Origin of the sequence: Lysinibacillus composti, from assembly GCF_016908465.1 — a bacterium.
Lineage (GTDB): Bacteria > Bacillota > Bacilli > Bacillales_A > Planococcaceae > Ureibacillus > Ureibacillus composti_A.
On sequence record NZ_JAFBDY010000024.1, the window covers coordinates 17,120 to 34,253 of the forward strand.

12 protein-coding genes, 1 pseudogene and 1 other annotated feature are annotated in these 17,134 nt (G+C 38.3%); all 13 genes and pseudogenes read right to left on the bottom strand.

The window, feature by feature from the left end; translation table 11 throughout:
- Positions 1 to 138: 138 nt before the first annotated feature.
- Positions 139 to 779: pseudogene (locus tag JOD29_RS17155) on the bottom strand (response regulator transcription factor).
- A gap of 276 nt (positions 780 to 1,055) precedes the next feature.
- Positions 1,056 to 2,243: an elongation factor Tu gene (gene tuf / locus JOD29_RS17160; protein WP_124766164.1), complete on the bottom strand. Its 1,188-nt coding sequence runs from the start codon at positions 2,241 to 2,243 to the stop codon at positions 1,056 to 1,058.
- A 130-nt stretch (positions 2,244 to 2,373) separates the two neighbouring features.
- The gene (fusA, locus tag JOD29_RS17165; RefSeq protein WP_124766163.1) at positions 2,374 to 4,449 is read right to left on the bottom strand and encodes an elongation factor G; all 2,076 of its coding nucleotides are present in this window, start codon (positions 4,447 to 4,449) and stop codon (positions 2,374 to 2,376) included.
- 225 nt (positions 4,450 to 4,674) lie between these two features.
- Positions 4,675 to 5,145 carry a 30S ribosomal protein S7 gene (rpsG, locus tag JOD29_RS17170; RefSeq protein ID WP_124766162.1) on the bottom strand — a complete coding sequence of 157 codons (471 nt, stop codon included), beginning with the start codon at positions 5,143 to 5,145 and terminating at the stop codon, positions 4,675 to 4,677.
- Between the two features lie 68 nt (positions 5,146 to 5,213).
- The gene (gene rpsL / locus JOD29_RS17175; RefSeq protein WP_124766161.1) at positions 5,214 to 5,633 is read right to left on the bottom strand and encodes a 30S ribosomal protein S12; all 420 of its coding nucleotides are present in this window, start codon (positions 5,631 to 5,633) and stop codon (positions 5,214 to 5,216) included.
- Positions 5,634 to 5,734: 101 nt separating this feature from the next.
- A complete protein-coding gene (locus JOD29_RS17180) occupies positions 5,735 to 5,983 on the bottom strand; it encodes a 50S ribosomal protein L7ae-like protein (protein WP_124766160.1) in 249 nt (82 codons plus the stop codon).
- 121 nt (positions 5,984 to 6,104) lie between these two features.
- Complete coding sequence (rpoC, locus tag JOD29_RS17185) at positions 6,105 to 9,794, bottom strand: DNA-directed RNA polymerase subunit beta' (protein WP_124766159.1); 3,690 nt, start codon at positions 9,792 to 9,794, stop codon at positions 6,105 to 6,107.
- Positions 9,795 to 9,914: 120 nt separating this feature from the next.
- Positions 9,915 to 13,481: a DNA-directed RNA polymerase subunit beta gene (gene rpoB / locus JOD29_RS17190; RefSeq protein WP_192894241.1), complete on the bottom strand. Its 3,567-nt coding sequence runs from the start codon at positions 13,479 to 13,481 to the stop codon at positions 9,915 to 9,917.
- A 430-nt stretch (positions 13,482 to 13,911) separates the two neighbouring features.
- The gene (locus tag JOD29_RS17195) at positions 13,912 to 14,514 is read right to left on the bottom strand and encodes a class I SAM-dependent methyltransferase (RefSeq protein ID WP_124766157.1); all 603 of its coding nucleotides are present in this window, start codon (positions 14,512 to 14,514) and stop codon (positions 13,912 to 13,914) included.
- Between the two features lie 150 nt (positions 14,515 to 14,664).
- Complete coding sequence (rplL, locus tag JOD29_RS17200) at positions 14,665 to 15,024, bottom strand: 50S ribosomal protein L7/L12 (protein ID WP_124766156.1); 360 nt, start codon at positions 15,022 to 15,024, stop codon at positions 14,665 to 14,667.
- 80 nt (positions 15,025 to 15,104) lie between these two features.
- Positions 15,105 to 15,605, bottom strand: coding sequence for a 50S ribosomal protein L10 (gene rplJ, locus JOD29_RS17205; protein WP_124766154.1), 501 nt, complete (start codon positions 15,603 to 15,605; stop codon positions 15,105 to 15,107).
- Between the two features lie 32 nt (positions 15,606 to 15,637).
- Positions 15,638 to 15,783: a sequence feature (ribosomal protein L10 leader region), on the bottom strand.
- 67 nt (positions 15,784 to 15,850) lie between these two features.
- Positions 15,851 to 16,549: a 50S ribosomal protein L1 gene (gene rplA, locus JOD29_RS17210; protein WP_124766152.1), complete on the bottom strand. Its 699-nt coding sequence runs from the start codon at positions 16,547 to 16,549 to the stop codon at positions 15,851 to 15,853.
- Between the two features lie 126 nt (positions 16,550 to 16,675).
- A complete protein-coding gene (gene rplK, locus JOD29_RS17215) occupies positions 16,676 to 17,101 on the bottom strand; it encodes a 50S ribosomal protein L11 (RefSeq protein WP_141396955.1) in 426 nt (141 codons plus the stop codon).
- Positions 17,102 to 17,134 lie beyond the last annotated feature (33 nt).

The window sequence follows — 17,134 nt, forward strand, 5'->3', positions numbered from 1 at the left end:
GTTACTATATTAAAATAAACAATTGAAACCCCGGAAAAACCAGTGTCCAAGTAAAACAGGAAATTCATACTAACCAACAATACGAAAAAGAATAAAATCCAGGGGTACCGTTCTCTAAGAAAGAGTGTAAACAATTATTCACCTCTTTGAAGTAATTGCCATATAGCCAAGTCCTTTTTTCGTAATAATTACATCGATTAGTCCTATTCCCTCAAGCTTTATACGTAATCTATTAATATTAACAGAAAGTCTATTATCATTTACGAATCTCTCATCATCCCACAATTCTCGCATAAGCTCATCTCTTGAAACGATTTGGTCCATTCGCTGCAATAGAATAAGCAGTATAAATAATTCATTTTTTGTCAGTTCACAAACTTGATCATCATTTTGGATTGTTCCCTTTGCATAATCAATTGTTGCATCATTCCAACGCACAAAATCAGTTTGCACCTCTTTGTAAATCATATGTTCGTCGTAATAATGCTTGGATTTTAGCTAAAAGTACATCCATATGAAAAGGCTTTTGAATAAAGTCATCAGCTCCCAATTGCATAGCCATCACCATATCCATTGGATGGTCTCGAAGATAAGAAGATAATGGGGACTTTAGAACCTGCCCGTATTTCTCTACACCAATGAAAGCCATCGTATGCTGGAAGCTGAATATCAATAATTACAAGTTGAAACTTTTCACTCAGAAAATAATCCATCACATTTTGAAAGTCAAGCGGTCTTACAACTTCTAAAGACCACGCCTTAAAACGCTCTTGAGTCATTTCAAAAATTGATTGATCATCTTCAATAAGTAAAATTTTAAAATTTCAAAACAAACACCTCCGCCACAATAATTGTAACATCTAATTCCAATCGCTTAAAAGTAGCGGTCTATTATGTATAGAACAATTTAAAATGTAAAATTCATTCGACTAAATTACATTAAATAAAATATGTTCAGCAACATATAGTAATAAAACAATAAGGAAAAGGTAAATAAAAAAAACCAATTCGGAGCGTCCCCCGAATTGGTTTAAAAGATTTAGCTTTCGCCAAAATTATTTTTGAATAGTAGCAACTACGCCAGCGCCTACAGTACGTCCACCCTCACGGATAGAGAATTTTGTACCTTCTTCAAGAGCGATTGGAGAAATTAATTCTACGTGCATTTCGATGTTGTCACCAGGCATTACCATTTCAACGCCTTCTGGTAAGTTAATAACACCAGTTACGTCAGTTGTACGGAAGTAGAACTGAGGACGGTAGTTAGAGAAGAAAGGAGTGTGACGTCCACCTTCTTCTTTTGATAAAACGTAAACTTCTGCTTTAAAAGTAGTGTGTGGAGTGATTGAACCTGGTTTAGCTAATACTTGTCCACGTTGGATATCTTCACGAGCTACACCACGAAGTAAAGCACCGATGTTGTCACCAGCTTCAGCATAGTCTAATAATTTACGGAACATTTCAACACCAGTTACAGTAGTTGATTTTGCTTCTTCAGCTAGACCAACGATTTCTACAACGTCACCAACTTTAACTTGACCACGGTCAACACGACCAGTAGCAACAGTACCACGACCAGTAATAGAGAATACGTCCTCTACTGGCATCATGAATGGTTTGTCAGTTTGACGTTCTGGAGTTGGGATGTATTCGTCAACAGCGTTCATTAATTCAACGATTTTTTCTTCCCATTCTGCTTCACCTTCAAGAGCTTTAAGAGCAGAACCTTTAATTACTGGAAGATCATCACCTGGGAAGTCATATTCAGATAGTAGGTCACGGATTTCCATTTCTACTAATTCTAATAATTCTTCATCGTCAACCATATCACATTTGTTCATGAATACTACTAAGTAAGGAACACCTACTTGACGAGATAAAAGAATGTGTTCACGAGTTTGTGGCATTGGGCCGTCAGCAGCAGATACTACTAAGATACCGCCGTCCATTTGAGCAGCACCAGTGATCATGTTTTTAACATAGTCAGCATGTCCTGGGCAGTCAACGTGTGCATAGTGACGAGTTTCAGTTTCATATTCTACGTGAGAAGTGTTGATTGTGATACCACGTTCTTTTTCTTCTGGAGCGTTATCGATATCAGCGTATGATTTAGCTTCTCCACCCATTTTTTTAGAAAGAACTGTAGCGATAGCAGCAGTTAATGTAGTTTTACCATGGTCAACGTGTCCGATTGTACCAATGTTAGCATGCGTTTTTGAACGGTCAAATTTTTCTTTAGCCATTAGAGAAAGCCTCCTATAATCAATAGTTTATTTTTTTATGTTTATAACCGTTGGCAGGAAATCTCTTTCCTACCAGACAATCATAAGCTTACAAATTATTTATACTTTAAATAAGGTGAAATATCAATTATTATTCACCTTTATTTTTTTTGATAATATCTTCAGAAATTGATTTTGGTACTTCTTCATAGTGATCGAATACCATTGAGAACACACCACGACCTTGAGTTGCAGAACGTAATGTAGTTGCATATCCGAACATTTCAGCAAGTGGAACCATTGCACGAACAACTTGAGCGTTACCGCGAGCTTCCATACCTTCTACACGTCCACGACGAGAAGTGATGTTACCCATGATATCACCAAGATATTCTTCAGGAATTACAACTTCTACTTTCATCACAGGTTCTAAAAGAACTGGATTACATTTAGAAGCGGCAGCTTTAAGAGCCATAGAAGCGGCAATTTTGAATGCCATTTCGTTTGAATCGACATCATGGTAAGAACCATCATATAATTTAGCTTTAATGTCGATTAATGGGTAACCAGCAATTACACCACGGTCAAGTGAGTCACGAAGACCCGCTTCAACTGCAGGAATGTATTCACGAGGTACAACCCCACCAACGATTGCGTTTTCGAATTCGAAACCTTTACCTTCTTCGTTAGGTGCGAATTCAATCCATACATCACCATATTGACCACGACCACCAGATTGGCGTGTGAATTTACCTTGAACTTGTGCAGAACCACGGAATGTTTCACGGTAAGATACTTGAGGAGCACCTACGTTACATTCAACTTTAAATTCACGTTTCATACGGTCAACTAAGATGTCAAGGTGAAGTTCACCCATACCTGAGATGATTGTTTGACCAGTTTCTTGGTCTGTATGTGCACGGAATGTTGGATCTTCTTCTTGAAGTTTTTGTAAAGCTTGTCCCATTTTGTCTTGGTCAGCTTTTGATTTTGGCTCAACAGATAAAGAGATAACTGGTTCTGGGAATTCCATAGACTCTAAAATAACATGGTCTTTCTCGTCACATAGAGTGTCACCAGTTGTAGTATCTTTAAGACCTACAGCAGCAGCAATATCACCAGCGAATACTTTAGAAATTTCTTCACGAGAGTTTGCGTGCATTTGAAGGATACGACCTACACGTTCACGTTTACCTTTTGTTGAGTTTTGTACGTATGAACCTGATTCTAAAATACCAGAGTACACACGGAAGAATGTTAATTTACCAACATAAGGGTCAGTCATAACTTTGAATGCAAGTGCAGCAAATGGTTCTTCATCGCTAGCATGCTTTTCAATTTCTTCACCATCATCATTAATACCTTTAATTGCTTCTACATCAGTTGGTGCTGGTAGATAGTCAATTACAGCATCAAGCATTAATTGTACACCTTTGTTTTTGAATGCAGTACCACAGATAACTGGGTAGAACTGTACTGATAAAGTTGCTTTACGAATAGCAGCTTTTAACTCTGGAATTGTAATTTCTTCGCCAGCGAAGTATTTTTCCATAAGTTCTTCATCAAGTTCAGCAACCGCTTCAACTAACTTTTCACGGTATTCTTCAGCTTGAGCTTTATATTCTTCTGGGATTTCCCCTTCAGTAATATCAGTACCAAGATCGTTAGTATAGAAAATAGCTTTCATTTCAACTAAGTCAATGATTGCTTCGAATTGATCTTCAGCACCGATTGGAAGTTGAATTGGGTGAGCATTTGCTTGTAAACGGTCATGTAATGTACCAACAGAATATAAGAAGTCCGCACCGATTTTATCCATTTTATTAACGAATACAATACGTGGAACTCCATAAGTTGTAGCTTGACGCCATACAGTTTCAGTTTGTGGCTCAACACCTGATTGAGCATCAAGTACTGTTACTGCACCATCAAGTACACGTAAAGAACGTTCAACTTCAACTGTGAAGTCTACGTGTCCTGGTGTGTCGATGATATTAACACGGTTACCTTTCCATTGAGCTGTTGTTGCAGCAGAAGTGATTGTAATACCACGTTCTTGCTCTTGCTCCATCCAGTCCATTTGAGAAGCACCTTCGTGAGTTTCACCGATTTTATGAATCTTACCAGTGTAATAAAGGATACGCTCAGTTGTTGTTGTTTTACCAGCATCAATATGAGCCATGATCCCAATATTACGAGTATTCTCTAGTGAGAATTCGCGTTTCATAGGGGATTTCTCCTTCCGTATTGGGTATATACTATAATTGTAATCTTACGACGAGGTGCATCAAAGAGTTATTCTCTGATAATTGAATGCCCCAATTAATAAATATGTGCTATGCGCAATCACACCATTCATCATTTTTGACATTCGTCGGAGAAAAAACCATATTCTGTTTTCACAGATACATTTAAGCTACGTGCCAGAAACTCTAGCACGTAGTCAAATAAATTACCAACGGTAGTGAGCAAATGCTTTATTTGCTTCTGCCATTTTATGCATATCTTCACGTTTCTTAACTGAAGCACCAGTGTTGTTAGATGCATCAAGAATTTCGTTAGCTAAACGCTCTTCCATAGTTTTTTCACCACGAAGACGAGAATAGTTAACTAAATAACGAAGACCTAAAGTGATACGGCGTTCTGGACGTACTTCAACTGGTACTTGGTAGTTAGAACCACCAACACGGCGAGCACGCACTTCAAGAACTGGCATAACGTTATTTAATGCAGCTTCAAATACTTCTAGAGGTTCATTACCTGAACGTTCTTTAACAAGTTCGAACGCACCATATAAGATCTTTTGAGAAGTACCTTTTTTACCATCAACCATCATTTTATTAATTAAACGAGTTACTAGTTTTGAATTATAAATTGGATCTGGTAACACGTCACGTTTGGAAACAGGACCTTTACGAGGCATGTGTTTTCCTCCTTTCAACTATTTATATATTGGAGTTATATTGATTTGCTAGCTAAATCAAAATTAAATTATTTTTTTTCTTTTGGACGTTTTGTACCGTATAAAGAACGTGATTGCATACGACCGTTAACACCAGCTGTATCAAGAGCACCACGTACGATATGGTAACGTACCCCTGGTAAGTCTTTTACACGTCCACCGCGGATTAATACTACGCTGTGTTCTTGTAAGTTGTGACCTTCACCAGGAATGTAAGCTGTAACTTCGATTTGGTTAGTTAAGCGTACACGAGCATATTTACGTAACGCTGAGTTTGGTTTTTTAGGTGTCATAGTACCTACACGAGTACATACACCGCGTTTTTGTGGAGAGTTAACGTTTGTTAAAGATTTTTTGAAACTGTTATACCCTCTGTTTAACGCAGGTGAATTTGATTTCGTGCTTTTTGATTTACGAGGCTTACGTACCAATTGGTTAATTGTAGGCATCGGATTTTCCTCCTCTCATCTATTCAATGTTAATCCACACATCCAGGTGGTTCATTTTTAGGGTAAAAACAAAGTCTTTGTGTTCCTAAACACAAAAACTACTATGCAGTAATTGCTACAACCGCAGCTCCAACTTGTATACCACAAGCTTTTCCAAGTTCTTTTTTTGACTCAACGAGGCAAACTGGTACGCCGATTTCTTTTGCAAGAACTACTACTTGATCGGTTACCCAATTGTCTGCATCAAGTGCTACAAAAAGTTCAGTTACTTGACCAGCACGCATTGCTTTTACTGCTTGCTTTGTACCTATGATTGTTTTACTAGCCTGTTTTACTTTATCATAAGACATTTTCATATCCTCCGAAGTACAGACAGTTAACTATCAACCTTAAGTATATTAACATTACAAGCTTGAACTGTCAAATATTTTTTATAGATTCGCGGAGAGAAAATTCTCTCCACGATCTTTTTTATTCAGCTGAAGTTAGTTCTCCAGCAAGTTCTAGGTCATCTTCATGGATACGAATTTGTCGATAACGTTGCATACCTGTACCAGCCGGAACAAGCTTACCGATAATTACGTTTTCTTTTAGACCAAGAAGTTCATCACGCTTACCTTTAATTGCAGCATCCGTTAACACACGAGTTGTTTCTTGGAATGATGCAGCAGATAAGAATGATTCTGTTTCAAGAGATGCTTTTGTAATACCAAGAATTACAGGGCGACAAGTCGCAGGAATTTTTCCATTTGTAATTGCTTCTTTGTTTGCTTCAGTGAATTGGTGAATATCAAGTAATGAACCAGGTAATAATTCTGTATCCCCAGCTTCAATAACTCGAACTTTACGAAGCATCTGGCGTACCATTACCTCGATATGTTTATCGCCAATTTCTACCCCTTGCATACGATATACTTTTTGCACTTCTTTTAATAAATACTCTTGAACCGTTGAAACGTCTTTTACTTTTAGTAATTGTTTCGGATCAATTGAACCTTCAGATAAAATTTGACCAGGTAAAATAGAATCACCTTTTGCTACTTTTAAACGAGCATTATAAGGTGCTTGGTATTTACGAGTTTCAATTTCACCTTGAATTGTAACTTCTTTTAAGCCTTCACGAATTTCATCAATTTCTGAAACCGTACCAGTGATCTCAGAAATCACCGCTTGCCCTTTCGGATTACGGGCTTCAAAAATCTCTTGAATACGTGGAAGACCTTGAGTGATATCGTTCCCTGCAACCCCACCAGTGTGGAATGTACGCATTGTTAATTGTGTACCAGGTTCTCCAATTGATTGGGCAGCAATAATACCTACCGCTTCCCCAACTTCAACTTCTTCACCTGTTGCTAAGTTGATACCATAACATTTTTTACATACACCATGTTTTGTATTACATGTGAATGCAGAACGAATTGTCACTTCAGTAATGCCCGCATCAATAATTTCACGAGATTTATCTTGTGTGATTAGCTCGTCACGAGCAACAATAACTTCGCCTGTCTCTGGATGACGTATTGTTTTCTTCGCATGACGTCCCTCAATACGTTCATCTAAACCTTCAATAATTTCTGTACCTTCCATCAAGGCACCAATTGTTAAGCCACGGTCAGTACCACAGTCGTCTTCGCGTACAATTACGTCTTGAGCAACGTCTACTAAACGACGAGTTAAATAACCTGAGTCAGCTGTTTTAAGGGCTGTATCGGCAAGACCTTTACGAGCACCATGTGTAGAGATGAAGTATTCCAATACTGTTAAACCTTCTCGGAAGGAAGATTTGATTGGAAGTTCGATAATACGTCCAGCCGGGTTGGCCATCAATCCACGCATACCTGCAAGCTGAGTGAAGTTTGATGCGTTACCACGGGCACCTGAGTCACTCATCATGAAGATTGGATTTGTATCTGGTAAAGAGTCCATCAGTTTCCCTTGGATATCATCTTTTGCAGCAGACCAACTTGAAATGACGCGGTCATAACGTTCTTCTTCCGTAATTAAACCACGACGGAATTGAACCATTACTTTATCTACTTTTTTCTGTGCTTCTTCTAGGATTTCATTCTTTTCTGGTAATACAACGATATCTGAAATCGCAACTGTAATACCTGCTTTAGTTGAGTATTTAAATCCTAAGTCTTTCATTCGGTCAAGCATTTTAGAAGTTTCAGTAATGTGGAATCGTTTGAATACTTCTGCAATGATGTTACCTAAGAATTTCTTACGGAATGGGTTAATAGTCGGGATAGATTTAAAGTGCTTTTTCAATACTGCTTGTCGTTGTACTTCAACTTTTTCAGCATCAGATAATTCACTATATCCAGCACTAGCTTCAACCTCTGCTAGTAATTCATCATCAATTGTTAAATTGATGAAGTATTGATCAGGTGTTTTTTGTTCTAAATTTTTTGCTGTTGGCTCATTAATGTAAGGGAATGATTCAGGAAGAATTTCGTTGAATATTACCTTACCTACCGTTGTTACTAAGAACATTTTATTTTGTTCTTCTGTAAATGTTTGGTTGTTTAATGAACCTGCTTTAATTGCAATACGTGTGTGTAAGTGTACTTGACCGTTTTGGTATGCAAGTAATACTTCATCACGTCCGTTGAAGATAGCCCCTTCACCACGTGCTCCTTCGCGTTCAAGTGTTAAGTAATAGTTACCTAATACCATATCCTGAGAAGGTGTTACTACCGGTTTACCATCTTTAGGGTTCAAGATGTTTTGAGCAGCTAACATTAGTAAACGCGCTTCAGCTTGCGCTTCTGCAGAAAGTGGAACGTGTACCGCCATTTGGTCACCATCGAAGTCAGCGTTATAAGCTGTACATACTAATGGATGAAGACGAATTGCACGGCCTTCAACTAATGTTGGCTCAAAGGCTTGAATACCAAGTCTGTGTAGAGTCGGTGCACGGTTAAGTAAAACTGGGTGCTCACGAATTACATCTTCTAAAACGTCCCAAACTTCATTGTGTAAACGTTCAATTTTACGTTTCGCACTCTTAATGTTATGAGCAAGACCGCGTTCTACAAGTTCTTTCATAACGAAAGGCTTGAATAACTCAATCGCCATTTCTTTCGGAAGTCCACATTGGTACATTTTTAAGTTTGGACCTACTACGATAACTGAACGACCAGAGTAGTCAACACGTTTACCTAATAAGTTTTGGCGGAAACGACCTTGTTTCCCTTTTAACATATGTGAAAGGGATTTTAATGGACGGTTACCTGGACCAGTAACTGGACGGCCACGACGACCGTTATCAATTAATGCATCCACTGCTTCTTGTAACATACGTTTTTCATTTTGAACGATGATGCTAGGAGCACCAAGGTCTAGTAAACGTTTTAAACGATTGTTACGGTTGATTACTCGACGATATAAATCGTTTAAATCAGAAGTCGCAAAACGCCCACCATCTAATTGCACCATTGGACGTAATTCTGGTGGGATAACAGGTAGCACATCTAAAATCATCCATTCTGGTTTGTTACCAGAGTTACGGAATGACTCGATTACTTCAAGACGTTTAATCGCACGTGTGCGACGTTGACCTTGAGCCGTTTTCAACTCTTCTTTTAACATTGTTGTTTCTTCTTCAAGATCTATTTGTTCAAGAAGTTTTTTAATAGCTTCCGCTCCCATTGCAGCATCAAAACTATTACCAAATTTTTCGCGATATGCACGATATTCTTTTTCAGAAAGAAGTTGTTTCTTTTCTAGATTTGTACCAGCTGAATCAATCACTACATAAGAAGCAAAATAGATTACTTCTTCAAGCGCACGAGGTGACATATCAAGGATTAGACCCATACGACTTGGAATTCCTTTGAAATACCAAATGTGTGATACAGGTGCAGCTAATTCAATGTGTCCCATACGTTCACGGCGAACTTTTGCACGAGTAACTTCAACACCACAGCGGTCACAAACAACACCTTTATAACGGACACGTTTGTATTTACCACAGTGACATTCCCAGTCTTTCGTTGGCCCAAAAATTCGTTCACAGAAAAGACCGTCTTTTTCCGGTTTTAATGTACGATAGTTAATTGTTTCTGGCTTTTTAACCTCACCATAAGACCATGAACGGATTTTATCAGGTGATGCTAAACCAATTTTCATATACTCAAATTCATTAACGTCTATCAAGGAGCCTACCTCCCTTTAGTATAAGTCCTTTATCGACTTTTCGAAGCTCGACTTTTCATTGCAAATATTTATATATAACGAACTGGCAGGCATAAATGTCCTGCCCGTTCGTACTAAAACCTACTCAAGCGTTTCTACTGCTTCTTCTTCTTTATCAGCTGCTGGTAAGATGTTTAATGCATCTGTTGGTTGAAGTTCATCTTCATCATCAATATCACGAAGTTCAACTTCTTCATCGTTTACAGTTAGCATTTTCACATCTAACCCTAGTGATTGAAGTTCTTTAATTAATACTTTAAATGATTCAGGTACACCTGGTTCAGGTACACTTTCACCTTTTACAATTGCTTCATAAGTTTTTACACGTCCAACAACATCATCCGATTTAATTGTTAGAATTTCTTGCAGTGTATATGCAGCACCGTAAGCTTCAAGTGCCCATACCTCCATCTCACCAAAACGTTGACCACCAAATTGAGCTTTACCACCAAGTGGCTGTTGAGTTACAAGAGAATATGGTCCAGTTGAACGAGCGTGAAGTTTATCATCAACCATGTGTGCTAATTTGATCATATACATGATCCCAACAGAAACACGGTTATCAAATGGTTCTCCAGAACGCCCATCATAAAGTATTGTTTTACCGTCACGGTTCATACCCGCTTCTTCCATCGTTTCCCAAACATCTTCCTCGTTTGCTCCATCAAATACAGGACTTGCCATGTGAAGTCCTAAATAGCGCGCAGCCATTCCTAAGTGAAGCTCTAAAACTTGTCCGATGTTCATACGTGATGGTACCCCAAGTGGGTTTAACATGATGTCAACAGGTGTTCCGTCTGGCATAAACGGCATATCTTCTTCAGGTAATATACGAGAGATTACCCCTTTGTTACCGTGACGTCCGGCCATTTTGTCCCCAACGCGAATTTTACGTTTTTGAACAATATAAACACGTACTAATTGGTTAACACCAGGTGGTAATTCGTCGCCATCTTCACGGTTAAAGACTTTTACATCAAGAACAATTCCGCCTGCACCATGAGGTACACGTAAAGAAGTATCGCGAACTTCACGAGCCTTTTCACCGAAGATTGCATGTAATAATCTTTCTTCAGCTGTTAACTCAGTAACCCCTTTAGGTGTAACTTTCCCTACTAAGATATCGCCATCGCGAACTTCAGCACCAATACGGATAATACCGCGGTCATCCAAGTTGCGAAGTGCATCTTCACCAACGTTTGGAATGTCACGAGTAATTTCTTCAGGTCCTAGTTTTGTATCACGAGACTCAGATTCGTATTCTTCGATGTGAACAGATGTATATACATCATCTTTAACAAGACGTTCATTCATGATAACAGCATCTTCATAGTTGAAACCTTCCCATGTCATGAAGGCAACTAAAACGTTACGTCCTAGTCCTAATTCGCCTTTTTCCATAGAAGGACCATCAGCTAAGATATCTTTCGGTTTAACACGATCTCCAACTTTTACAATAGGACGTTGGTTAATAGAAGTACCGTGGTTAGAACGAGTGAATTTTTGAAGTTTATATTTTACTAACTCACCTTTAACTTCTTTACCATCGATTTCTTCAATACGACGAACTTGAATTGTACGAGCTTCTACATGCTCAACAATACCATGGTATTTATTAACTACCGCAGCACCTGAGTCACGAGCATTCACGTGTTCCATACCTGTACCAACAAATGGCGCTTCAGGATTTAATAAAGGAACAGCTTGACGTTGCATGTTCGCACCCATTAACGCACGGTTAGAGTCATCGTTCTCTAAGAACGGGATACATGCCGTTGCAGCAGATACTACTTGTTTTGGAGATACGTCCATATAGTCAATACGTTCTTTCTTAAATACTGTATTGTCCCCACGGAAACGACCTAAAACTTCATCTTTTGCAAATGTACCATCTGGATTTAAGATGGAGTTCGCTTGAGCTACAACGTAGTTATCTTCCTCGTCTGCTGTTAGGTAGTCAATTTGTGCTGTTACTTGACCCGTTTCAGGATCAACTTTACGATAAGGAGTTTCGATAAACCCAAATTTATTAACTTTCGCATAAGATGAAAGTGAGTTAATTAATCCAATGTTTGGACCCTCTGGCGTTTCAATCGGACACATACGACCATAGTGAGAGTAGTGAACGTCACGTACTTCCATACCTGCGCGTTCTCGAGTTAATCCACCAGGCCCTAATGCAGAAAGACGACGTTTATGAGTTAACTCTGCAAGCGGGTTAGTTTGATCCATGAATTGCGATAATTGAGAGCTACCAAAGAACTCTTTAATTGAAGCAATTACAGGGCGAATATTAATTAATTGTTGTGGTACGATTGATGCTGTGTCATTGATTGACATACGTTCACGTACTACACGCTCCATACGAGATAACCCAATACGGAATTGGTTTTGTAATAACTCACCAACTGAACGTAAACGACGGTTACCTAAATGGTCAATATCATCAGTATTTCCCACTCCATGTAGCAAGTTAAAGAAGTAAGACATTGAAGCAATAATGTCTGATGGTGTTAGACTCTTAACTTCTTCCTCTACATAAGCATTAGAAATAACGTTAATTTCCTTTTGTGCTTCATCGTTTGGTGCAAAAATCTTAACTGATTGAATCGTTACATCATCTTCTAGTACGCCACCAACTTGTGATAATGTACGGAAGCCGATACCGCTTTCTAAATAAGGAATTAACTTATCTAGAGTTCGACGATCAAGCATTTTCCCTTTTTCAACCAAAATTTCTCCTGTTTCTGGATCCACAAGTGTTTCAGCAACAGTTTGGTTAAACAAACGATTTTTAATATGAAGCTTTTTATTCATTTTATAGCGCCCTACATCAGCTAAATCATATCTTTTCGCATCAAAGAAGCGAGAGTATAATAAGCTTTTTGCGCTTTCAACTGTTGGTGGTTCACCCGGACGAAGACGCTCATAAATTTCTAACAGTGCCTTTTCAGTACTATCAGTATTATCTTTTTCTAGCGTATTTCGTAGGTATTCGTTATCACCAAGGATATCAATAATTTCTGAATCTGAACCAAATCCTAATGCGCGCAACAGTACTGTTGCAGGTAGTTTACGAGTACGATCAATTCGTACATATACTACGTCCTTAGCATCCGTTTCATATTCTAACCATGCACCACGGTTCGGAATAACTGTAGCGCCGAAACCTTTTTTACCGTTTTTATCGGTTTTATCATGGAAATAAACACTTGGAGAACGAACTAATTGTGAAACGATAACACGTTCAGCACCATTAATTACAAATGTGCCTGTTTCTGTCATTAATGGGAAGTCACCCATAAAGACATCTTGTTCTTTCACTTCGTCTGTTTCCTTGTTGTGAAGACGCACTTTTACACGCAATGGTGCAGCATAGGTAACGTCACGTTCTTTACATTCATCGACATCATACTTTGGCTCACCTAAACTATAGTCGACAAACTCAAGTGAAAGATTACCTGTAAAATCTTCGATTGGAGAAATGTCGTGGAACATTTCGCGCAATCCTTCTTCCAGGAACCACTCATAAGATGCTGTTTGAATTTCGATTAAATTCGGAAGTTCCAGCACCTCTTTAATACGCGCAAAACTTCTACGCTGGCGGTGTTGTCCGTACTGAACTAGTTGACCTGTCAACTCATTCACCCCTCATTAAAGCGATTATAGGTCTTTCCAAAATCATATAAATGGTGTATGATTTCGAAAGATAAAAAGAAAACGAGACTTTTCTAAAATCCCATTCTCGGTTAAACTAAACTTATCCGTGGTAAGTATACCCACTTAAAGTGAGTTGCATACAAATGGGCATACTCCCACAAAATAATAATTTTGCATTTTATTATGTTATCATAGCAAATTTGTCAAGTCAATAATCTACAATTATTCAATTACAATTCAATGTAATTGTGTCTATAATTTGAATTTATTCCGTGTATTATCAACACGCTTTAATATCTAAACTATCGGACTAGATTAAAACCTAACACCATTTCATGCGACTAGTAGTTTCAGAAGCAGAATAAGGCTTGATATTGTCTCGAGTTCTTCCTCAACGATCACTGTATCAGTGGAAATTTTATTTTTTCCCCCTAATAATCCAATAACCCTTTTTCTTCTCGACAATCTCAACTTCCGAAAACATTTCTTCTAAACGACTAACTGTAGACGGAGCTCCCTGTTTCTTTTGAATCACAACCCACAGTTCTCCACCTTCTAACAACCTGTCATAAGCACCTTCATAGAATCTAAAAATCGTTTCTTTACCAGCACGAATTGGTGGATTTGTTAAAACTGCAGCCACTTGTAGTTGTTCATCAACAGCAGCTATACCATCACTTTGAAATATTCGTACATTTTGAATTCCGTTTAGATTCGCATTTTTTTGCGCTAACGCAATCGCACGTTCATTAATATCCATCATGTAAACCGTTCGATCTGGATTTTTTTTCGCAATCGCCAATCCAATCGGTCCGTATCCACAACCAATATCTACTACTGCACCATCGATTTGCGGCATTTCAAATGAGTCAATTAAAACACGGGATCCAAAATCTACTTCGCTTTTACTAAATACACCGGCATCCGTTTCAAATAAAAATGAATGGCCTAGTAATGTAAATTTCCATTGACGCGGTTTACTTTCAGTTTGAGGTTTACTTGAGTAATAATGTTCAGACATGAATGCCCTCCTCAAGGAAAATAAGAAAGCCCGTCAAAATAGACGAGCTTTCAGGCTGTGTTAACAAATGCTTGATCCGTGCACTCGCTTTTAAAACAAGTACTCGACTGTCAAAGAATATGTTGCGACAGCCACTTTTTATTTAAGAAATTATTTAACTTCTACAGAAGCGCCAACTTCTTCAAGTTTAGCTTTAATTTCTTCAGCTTCTTCTTTAGATACGCCTTCTTTTAATGCTTTAGGAGCGTTATCTACAACTTCTTTAGCTTCTTTTAATCCAAGACCAGTAATTTCACGTACTACTTTGATTACTTTAATTTTTTGGTCTCCAGCAGATGCTAATACCACGTCAAATTCAGTTTTTTCTTCAGCAGCTGCAGCGCCACCAGCAACTACTGCTACAGGAGCAGCAGCTGTTACACCGAATTCTTCTTCGATTGCTTTTACTAAATCGTTTAATTCAAGAACTGTCATAGCTTTGATAGCTTCTAAGATTTGATCTTTGTTCATTTTATTTTCCTCCTATATGGATAATATGATTTTTTTAGGCTATTCGCCTTAAATTTGTTGTATTGAAGTTTAGGCTATTATTAAGCGCCTTGCTCTTCTTTTTGTTCTGCAACAGCTTTTGTTGCAAGAGCGAAGTTGCGTACTGGTGCTTGAAGTACAGATAAAAGCATAGATAGTAAACCTTCGCGTGATGGAAGTTCTGCTAGAGCTTTTACATCTTCAGCTGAAGATACGTTTCCTTCGATGATACCCGCTTTAATTTCAAGCGCTTCATTCTTTTTAGCGAAATCATTGATGATTTTCGCTGGTGCTACTACGTCTTCGTTAGAGAACGCAACAGCATTTGGACCAGTTAAGAATTCGTTAATTCCAGAAACACCAACGATTTCTGTAGCACGACGAGCTAAAGTGTTTTTATATACTTTGAACTCTACTCCAGCTTCACGAAGTTGTTTACGAAGTTCTGTAACTTGAGCAACAGTTAATCCGCGGTAATCCACTACAACTACAGAAGCAGCAGCTTGGAATTTATCAGCGATTTCTTGTACTTGAACTTTTTTTGTTTCAATTGCACTGCTCATGATTGACACCTCCTATTAGAATGGGTCATTTATACCGACAAAAGAAAGCCTCTAGCCAACAAAAGTAGACTAGAGGCGGAAAATTCATCATCTTAAAAGAATCCGATTTCTGTGTCCTCGGTAGGATCATTAAGTGACAAGTCACTCCTACTGTCTACGGTACAAATGGATATTCACAACGTCATCCATCTTACCAAGAAGGAGAATCGTTGTCAACAATATTTATATAAAAATACTTTATGTTATTATTTAACAACTACGCTTGTTGAGTCAACTTTTACAGATGGACCCATTGTTGTAGTTACGTTTACAGATTTCATGTAAGTACCTTTAGCTGCTGCAGGTTTTGCTTTTTGAACTACATCAAATACAGCTAAGAAGTTTTCTACTAATTTGTCAGTTCCGAAAGAAACTTTACCGATAGGAGCGTGAATAATACCTGCTTTGTCGGCACGGTATTCAACTTTACCAGCTTTGATTTCTTGGATTGCTTTAGTTACATCAAATGTAACAGTACCAGTTTTAGGGTTTGGCATTAAACCTTTAGGTCCTAATACACGACCTAATTTACCAACTTCACCCATCATATCTGGAGTTGCAACGATTACATCAAATTCGAACCAACCTTGTTGAATTTTATTGATGTATTCAGCATCACCAACATAATCAGCACCTGCTGCTTCTGCTTCTTTAAGTTTTTCGCCTTTAGCGAATACTAATACACGTTGAGTTTTACCAGTTCCGTTTGGAAGCACTACAGCTCCACGGATTTGTTGGTCATTTTTACGAGTATCGATACCTAATTTGAAAGCTACTTCAACAGTTGCATCAAATTTAACTGTGCTTGTTTGTTGCGCTAAAGCGATTGCTTCTTCAGCATTATATAATTTAGTACGGTCTACTAATTTCACTGCATCTTGCAGTCTTTTACCTTTTTTAGCCATTATATTATTTCCTCCTTGATTGTGGTTGTAGCGGAATAAACCTCCCACGAATAGAGGTTGCGCTCTGTTCAATTGAACTCTTCGCAACCTCCTAAAACAAAACTTTCATCATCAAGTAATCGGGAATTAGTCTTCGATAACAATACCCATGCTTCGCGCTGTACCTTCAACCATCGCCATAGCTGCTTCAACTGATGCAGCGTTTAGGTCTGGCATTTTTTGTTCAGCGATTTCGCGTACTTTATCACGTTTAACCGTTGCAACTTTTTTACGGTTAGGTTCACCTGATCCAGATTGGATACCTGCTGCTACTTTAAGTAGAACTGCTGCAGGTGGTGTTTTAGTAATGAAAGTAAATGAACGGTCTTCGAACACTGTAATTTCTACTGGAATGATTAATCCAGCTTGATCAGCTGTACGAGCGTTGAACTCCTTACAGAATCCCATGATGTTAACACCTGCTTGACCTAATGCAGGACCAACCGGTGGAGCTGGATTAGCTTTACCAGCAGGGATTTGAAGTTTTACAATTTTAATAACTTTTTTAGCCACGAGACACACCTCCTTAAGTCCGTGATGTGGTAA

Excerpts from the sequence above, each read along its gene's own strand:
- tuf (WP_124766164.1), bottom strand. The coding sequence starts at position 2,243 with ATGGCTAAAGAAAAATTTGACCGTTCAAAAACGCATGCTAACATTGGT.
- fusA (WP_124766163.1), bottom strand. The coding sequence starts at position 4,449 with ATGAAACGCGAATTCTCACTAGAGAATACTCGTAATATTGGGATCATG.
- rpsG (WP_124766162.1), bottom strand. The coding sequence starts at position 5,145 with ATGCCTCGTAAAGGTCCTGTTTCCAAACGTGACGTGTTACCAGATCCA.
- rpsL (WP_124766161.1), bottom strand. The coding sequence starts at position 5,633 with ATGCCTACAATTAACCAATTGGTACGTAAGCCTCGTAAATCAAAAAGC.
- JOD29_RS17180 (WP_124766160.1), bottom strand. The coding sequence starts at position 5,983 with ATGTCTTATGATAAAGTAAAACAGGCTAGTAAAACAATCATAGGTACA.
- JOD29_RS17195 (WP_124766157.1), bottom strand. The coding sequence starts at position 14,514 with ATGTCTGAACATTATTACTCAAGTAAACCTCAAACTGAAAGTAAACCG.
- rplL (WP_124766156.1), bottom strand. The coding sequence starts at position 15,024 with ATGAACAAAGATCAAATCTTAGAAGCTATCAAAGCTATGACAGTTCTT.
- rplJ (WP_124766154.1), bottom strand. The coding sequence starts at position 15,605 with ATGAGCAGTGCAATTGAAACAAAAAAAGTTCAAGTACAAGAAATCGCT.
- rplA (WP_124766152.1), bottom strand. The coding sequence starts at position 16,549 with ATGGCTAAAAAAGGTAAAAGACTGCAAGATGCAGTGAAATTAGTAGAC.